Below are 5827 nucleotides of genomic sequence, written 5' to 3'. Positions count from 1 at the left end.
AACCCTCGTGCCCCACCCGACCCCTGTCGCTGACGCTCCAGGGGCCGCCCTCCCCTACGGGGAGGGATGCGCGCCCTTCCCTCCCCGGAGGGGAGGGTGGACTTTCGAGCGGAGCGAGAAAGGCCGGGTGGGGCCCGGGTGGAGATCGCTCTGCAAGCGACGGGCCCCACCCGACCCCTGTCGCTGCCGCTCCAGGGGCCACCCTCCCCTACGGGGAGGGATTGACGCCGTGCATCTCAAGGATCCCGCGCACCACCGCGACCATCTCGTCCACCGGCACGGAGACCTGCGCCGGGCGCGCTGCCTTCCATTCGGCGTTCGTCGCGATGGCGGCCGCGGCCTTTGCGCCCTCGATCAGGTCCTTGACCTGGACCTCGCCGCGCTCGCGCTCGTCCGAGCCCTGGATGACGACGCAGGGGCTCTTGCGGCGGTCGGCGTATTTCATCTGCGCCTTCATGCCGGCCGATCCGAGATAGAGCTCCGAGCGGATGCCGCCCTTACGCAGGGCGGCGACGAGGCGCTGGTAGTCGGCGATCCGGTCGCGCTCCATCACGAGGACGACGACGGGGCCGTCGGGCTCGGCATCCGCGACGATGGGGCTGCCGACGAGGCGCAAGGCCGTGAGCAGACGCGAGACGCCGATCGAGAAGCCGGTCGCGGGGATCGGCTCCGCGCGGAAGCGCCCCACGAGCCCGTCGTAGCGCCCGCCGCCGCCGATCGAGCCGAAGCGCACCGGCACGCCGTCCTCGTTCGTCACGGGGAAGGTCAGCTCCGCCTCGAAGACGGGGCCGGTGTAATATTCGAGGCCGCGCACCACGGAGGGGTCGATGACGATGCGGTCCTCGCCGTAGCCGCCGGCCTCGACGAGGCTCGCGATCTCGGCGAGTTCGCGCACGCCTTCCATGCCCCGCTCCGAGCCCGCCACGACGCTCTCGAGCGCCGCGAAGGTCTCGGGCAGGCTCGCGCGCTTGGCCTGCGTGAAGGCGAGGACGCGGTCGATCGCGGGCGCGTCCAGCTCCGCGCCCTTCGTGTAATCCCCGCTCGGATCCATCCGCCCGGCGCCGAGCAGATCGCGCACGCCGTCCTCGCCGACCTTGTCGAGCTTGTCGATCGCGCGCAGCACCCCGAGCCTTCGCGCGGCGTGCTCCTCGCCGGCGAGCCCGATCGCCTCCATCACGCCGTCGAGCACCTTACGGTTGTTCACCTTGACGACGTATTTCCCGGCGAGGCCGAGGCGATCGAGGGTGTCGGCGGCCATCATGCACATCTCGGCATCGGCCGCGACGGACGCCGCACCGACCGTGTCGGCGTCGAATTGCATGAACTGACGGAAGCGGCCCGGCCCGGGCTTCTCGTTGCGGAACACCCAGCCGACCCGGTAGGAGCGATAGGGCTTCGCGAGCGCGTCGAAATTCTCAGACACGTAGCGGGCGAGCGGCGCCGTCAGGTCGTAGCGCAGGGACAGCCATTGCTCGTCGTCGTCCTGGAAGGAGAAGACGCCCTCGTTCGGACGGTCCTGATCGGGCAGGAACTTGCCGAGCGCGTCGGTATATTCGACGAGCGGCGTCTCGACCGCCTCGAAGCCGTAGAGCGAATAGGTCGCCTTGATCGCCGCGAGCATCCGGTCGGCCGCGGCGAGCTCGCCCGGCGCGCGGTCGACGAAGCCGCGCGGCAGCCGCGCCTTGAGCCGATCGTCCTTGCCCTGGTTCTTGCTCTTGTCCTTGCCGTCCCGAGCCATCGCGCATGCCTTTCCGTTGCGGGGAGGCGATAGCCTCTGGCGACGCGCGCCGCAAGGGGAAGCGGCGCGGGCGCGCCGTCCGGCCGCCGCGCATGACGGGCCGTCACGCAATCGTCATACGGCGTGCCTAGATATCGGCTCGGCCGTGGCATCCCGGTCGGAAGCTTTCGGCAGCGGCAGGCGAAGGGCGTTCGCGATGAAGACGCGCATCCTGGTGGTCGAGGACGAGGAGCCCCTGATGCTCCTCCTGCGCTACAATCTCGAGGCGGAGGGTTACGAGGTCGATTGCGTCGCGCGCGGCGACGAGGCCGAGATGCGCCTGCGCGAGGCGATGCCCGATCTCGCGCTGATCGACTGGATGCTTCCGGGCCTCTCCGGCATCGAGCTGTGCCGGCGCATCCGCGTGCGCGAGGAGACGCAGACGCTCCCCGTGATCATGTTGACCGCCCGCGGCGAGGAAGGCGACCGCGTGCGCGGGCTCGCCACCGGCGCGGACGACTACATCGTCAAGCCCTTCTCGGTCCCCGAGCTCCTCGCCCGCATCCGCGCGCTGCTGCGCCGCGCCAAGCCCGCCCATGTCGCGAGCCGGCTCGAGGCTGGCGACATCGCGCTCGACCGCGAGACGCATCGCGTCCGCCGGGCGGGTCGCGAGCTGCATCTCGGCCCGACCGAGTTCCGGCTGCTCGAGTTCCTGATGCAGAGCCCCGGCCGCGTCTTCAGCCGCGAGCAGCTCCTCGACGGCGTGTGGGGCAACGACGTCTATATCGACGAGCGCACGGTCGACGTCCATGTCGGCCGTCTGCGCAAGGCGATCAATGTCGGCGACACCAAGGACCCGATCCGCACCGTCCGCGGTGCCGGCTACGCCTTCGACGAGACGTTTTCGGGCGCGGGCGCCGGGTAGCGCCTCGCGTGGCCTACCCGATTCGCACCCCTGCGCCGCTCTCCTTCCCCGCGAAGGCGAGCGGACCCGCGCGTCTCAGGCGCCGGTCTCCACGCCCGCCTCGCGCAGCATCCGCTCGAGCAGGCCCCAGAAGAAATCCTCGCCGGGATAGCCCTCGATGCGCGCGCGCTCGGCCGTGCCGTCGCCGAGGACGAAGGTCGGCGTGAAGCGCACGGGCCGCGCGAGCGCGATCGGCGCCTCCTCGCCGCGATCCATGTCGATCATCACGATCGGCACCGCGCGGCCGATGTCGCTCTGCGCATAAATCGTCCCGATCTCCCGGTCCCAGGCGCGGCACCAGGGACAGCCCGCGCGGCGATACATGAAGAGCGCGATCCCCTCCCCTGCCTGCTCGGAGCGGGCGGGGGCCGGTATCGCGAGGGTGGCGGCGAGCGCCGCGAGGCCGGCGACGAAGTGACGGCGGTCGGGCCTTCCGGCATCGGGATCGTGCATGGCGTCTCCTCCGCTCTTTCCTTCGGCGTCTGCCTCGCGTAACATATCGAAAAAATCAGATATATGCGAGGAAGCGCCGATGGGTATGGATATCGGGCTCGCCGCGGCCTTCGGCGCGGGGATCGTCTCGTTCTTGTCTCCCTGCATCCTGCCGCTCGTCGTACCCTATCTGTGCTTTCTCGCGGGCGCCTCGCTCGAGGAGCTGACCGAGAAGCCGGATCCCGGCACGACCGCGCGGGCGGTGACGCGCTCGCTCGCCTTCGTTCTCGGCTTCGGGATGGTTTTCGTCGCCTTCGGGGCGGGCGCCTCGGCGCTCGGCGGCTTCGTGTCGGACCATGCGACGCTGCTGTCGCAGGTCGCGGGGATCGTCATCGTGCTCCTGGGGCTGCACATGATCGGCGCCTTTCGCTGGCTGTTCCTGATGCGCGAGGCGCGGGTCCATGTCGCGCGCAAGCCCGCGAGCCTCGCGGGCGCCTTCGTCGTGGGCCTCGCCTTCGCCTTCGGCTGGTCGCCCTGCGTCGGGCCGGTGCTCGCCTCGATCCTGATGGTCGCGGGGCTGGAGGAGGGGCGCGGCGCCTTCCTGCTCGGCGCCTATGCGGCGGGGATCGGCGTGCCCTTCGTCGCGGCGGCTTTGTTCACGCGACCCTTCCTCGCCTGGCTCGCCCGCTTCCGCCGCCATCTCGGCAAGGTCGAGCGCGGCATGGGCGGAGCGCTCGTCGCGACGGGCGTGCTGATCTTCCTCGGCTGGATGCCGATCCTCGCCGGCTGGCTCCTCGACGCGGTGCCGGTCCTGGGGCGGATCGGGTGACGTATCGGGACCACGGGAGCAGACGATGAATACGAGCCCCCCTCTCCTCACCCGCCGCGCCGCCCTCGCCGGCGCCCTCGCCCTCGCGGCCGCGCCCGCCGCGCCGCGGCCGGCCCGCGCGCAGGAGGCGATCCTCGGCGACGACGGGATCTACCGCCAGCCCTGGTTCCTCGAGAGCTTCCTCGAGCTCGCCGAGGATCTCGAGGAGGCGCAGGCGGAGGGCAAGCGCTTCGCCTTGATGTTCGAGCTGCGCGGTTGCCCCTTCTGCCGGGATATCCACCTCGTCAACTTCGCCGTCCCCGAGGTCTCGGCCTTCGTGCGCGAGCGCTTCGCGATCCTGTCGCTCAACCTGATCGGCGATCGCGAGGTGACGGATTTCGACGGCACGCGCGCGCCCGAGAAGGAAATCGCCGCGCGCTACGGCGTGCGCTTCACGCCGACGATCCTGTTCTTCCCCGAGCGTGCGGAGGGGCTCGGCGGTCTCCCGCCGCGGCAGCGCGAGGTGCTGCGCGTCGTCGGCTACCAGGAGCCCGAGCCCTTCCGCCGAACCTTCGCGTTCGTCGCCGAGCGCGCCTACGAGCGCACGACGCTGCCGGATTATCTGAGGGAGGGGTGAAAGTATCTGACACTCTCCCCGCCCGTCATTCCGGGGCGCGAAGCGAGCCCGGAACCTAGATTCCCGACGTCGGTTCGAGCGCGCATGCGCGCTCGCTCGGCAACCCGAGCCCGTGAATGCGTCGAAGGACGCAGCCTATAGGCTGCTCATCCGAGGTCGGGAGTCTGAATTCCGGGTTCGCTTCGCGCCCCGGAATGACGGCGTCTAGGTTCCAGGAGGCAGATCAGGCTCTGAGCGGGCGCCGCTCGGCGCGTCGCTCACGCCCGCGCCTTCGCCTCGTCCGCGCGGCCGAGCGCCTCGAAGACCTTCGCGACGATGCCCTGCGCGTCGAGGCCGGCTTGCGCGTACATCCTGGCGGGCTTGTCGTGGTCGATATAGGCGTCCGGCAGGACCATGGCGCGCACCTTCAACCCCCGGTCGAGGGCGCCGTGCTCGGCGAGCGCGTGCAGCACGAAGGAGCCGAAGCCGCCGATCGAGCCTTCCTCGATCGTGATCAGCACCTCGTGGTCGCGCGCGAGGCGCAGGACGAGGTCGGTGTCGAGCGGCTTGGCGAAGCGCGCGTCCGCGACGCTCGTCGACAGGCCGCGCGCCTCGAGCTCTTCGGCCGCCGCGAGCGCCTCGGCGAGCCGCGTGCCGAGCGACAGGAGCGCGACGCGCGTGCCCTCGCGGATCATGCGGCCTTTTCCGATCTCGAGTGGTATTCCCCGCTCGGGCATCTCGACGCCCACCCCCTCCCCGCGCGGATAGCGCAGAGCGATCGGACCCGAATCGTGGGCGGCCATGGTCGCGACCATGTGGACGAGTTCCGCTTCGTCGGCGGCGGCCATGACCGTCATGTTCGGCAGGCAGCCGAGATAGGCGACGTCGAAGGAGCCCGCATGGGTCGGCCCGTCGGCGCCGACCAGACCCGCGCGGTCCATCGCGAAGCGGACCGGCAGATTCTGGATCGCGACGTCGTGCACCACCTGGTCGTAGGCGCGCTGCAGGAAGGTCGAGTAGATCGCGACGAAGGGCTTGTAGCCCTCGCACGCCATGCCGGCCGCGAAGGTCACCGCGTGCTGCTCGGCGATCCCGACGTCGAAGGTGCGCTTGGGAAAAGCCTGGCCGAACAGGTCGATCCCGGTGCCCGACGGCATCGCCGCGGTGATCGCCACGATCTTCTCGTCGCGCTCGGCTTCTGCTATGAGGGATTGCCCGAACACCTTCGTATAGGCCGGCGCGTTGGCCTTGGGCTTGGCCTGCGCGCCCGTCACCACGTCGAAGGTGACG

The 5827-nt window shown here is 70.5% G+C and carries 6 protein-coding genes; 3 read left to right on the top strand and 3 right to left on the bottom strand.

Annotation, left to right across the window (positions count from 1 at the left end; translation table 11 throughout):
* Nucleotides 1-208: 208 nt before the first annotated feature.
* Nucleotides 209-1738, bottom strand: coding sequence for a histidine--tRNA ligase (hisS, locus tag ACK4UM_RS20800; protein ID WP_409802941.1), 1530 nt, complete (start codon nucleotides 1736-1738; stop codon nucleotides 209-211).
* Nucleotides 1739-1934: 196 nt separating this feature from the next.
* Between hisS and phoB the strand changes: the two genes are divergently transcribed.
* Nucleotides 1935-2642, top strand: coding sequence for a phosphate regulon transcriptional regulator PhoB (gene phoB / locus ACK4UM_RS20795; RefSeq protein ID WP_409802939.1), 708 nt, complete (start codon nucleotides 1935-1937; stop codon nucleotides 2640-2642).
* Between the two features lie 75 nt (nucleotides 2643-2717).
* On the opposite strand, the gene ACK4UM_RS20790 is transcribed toward phoB, so the two are convergent.
* Entirely contained in the window at nucleotides 2718-3134 is a 417-nt protein-coding gene (locus ACK4UM_RS20790; RefSeq protein WP_409802937.1) for a thioredoxin fold domain-containing protein, read from the bottom strand.
* A 79-nt stretch (nucleotides 3135-3213) separates the two neighbouring features.
* On the opposite strand from ACK4UM_RS20790, the gene ACK4UM_RS20785 reads away from it, so the two are divergent.
* Together ACK4UM_RS20785 and ACK4UM_RS20780 are read left to right on the top strand one after the other, a co-directional pair.
* Nucleotides 3214-3942 (top strand): cytochrome c biogenesis CcdA family protein, encoded by a 729-nt coding sequence (locus tag ACK4UM_RS20785; protein WP_409802935.1) that lies wholly within the window; start codon nucleotides 3214-3216, stop codon nucleotides 3940-3942.
* Between the two features lie 25 nt (nucleotides 3943-3967).
* The gene (locus ACK4UM_RS20780) at nucleotides 3968-4558 is read left to right on the top strand and encodes a thioredoxin family protein (protein ID WP_409802933.1); all 591 of its coding nucleotides are present in this window, start codon (nucleotides 3968-3970) and stop codon (nucleotides 4556-4558) included.
* 257 nt (nucleotides 4559-4815) lie between these two features.
* On the opposite strand, the gene ACK4UM_RS20775 is transcribed toward ACK4UM_RS20780, so the two are convergent.
* The coding region (locus ACK4UM_RS20775) for a transketolase C-terminal domain-containing protein (RefSeq protein WP_409802931.1) at nucleotides 4816-5827 on the bottom strand (1012 nt) is incomplete at its 5' end.

The sequence above is a fragment of the Salinarimonas sp. genome (assembly GCF_046292825.1).
Classification (GTDB): Bacteria; Pseudomonadota; Alphaproteobacteria; order Rhizobiales; family Beijerinckiaceae; genus Salinarimonas.
This window is presented reverse-complemented; position numbering and strand designations above follow the sequence as displayed.

Bases quoted from the DNA above. Each gene is read 5' to 3' on its own strand.
- phoB (WP_409802939.1), top strand. From the start codon at position 1,935: ATGAAGACGCGCATCCTGGTGGTCGAGGACGAGGAGCCCCTGATGCTC.
- hisS (WP_409802941.1), bottom strand. From the start codon at position 1,738: ATGGCTCGGGACGGCAAGGACAAGAGCAAGAACCAGGGCAAGGACGAT.
- ACK4UM_RS20780 (WP_409802933.1), top strand. From the start codon at position 3,968: ATGAATACGAGCCCCCCTCTCCTCACCCGCCGCGCCGCCCTCGCCGGC.
- ACK4UM_RS20785 (WP_409802935.1), top strand. From the start codon at position 3,214: ATGGGTATGGATATCGGGCTCGCCGCGGCCTTCGGCGCGGGGATCGTC.
- ACK4UM_RS20790 (WP_409802937.1), bottom strand. From the start codon at position 3,134: ATGCACGATCCCGATGCCGGAAGGCCCGACCGCCGTCACTTCGTCGCC.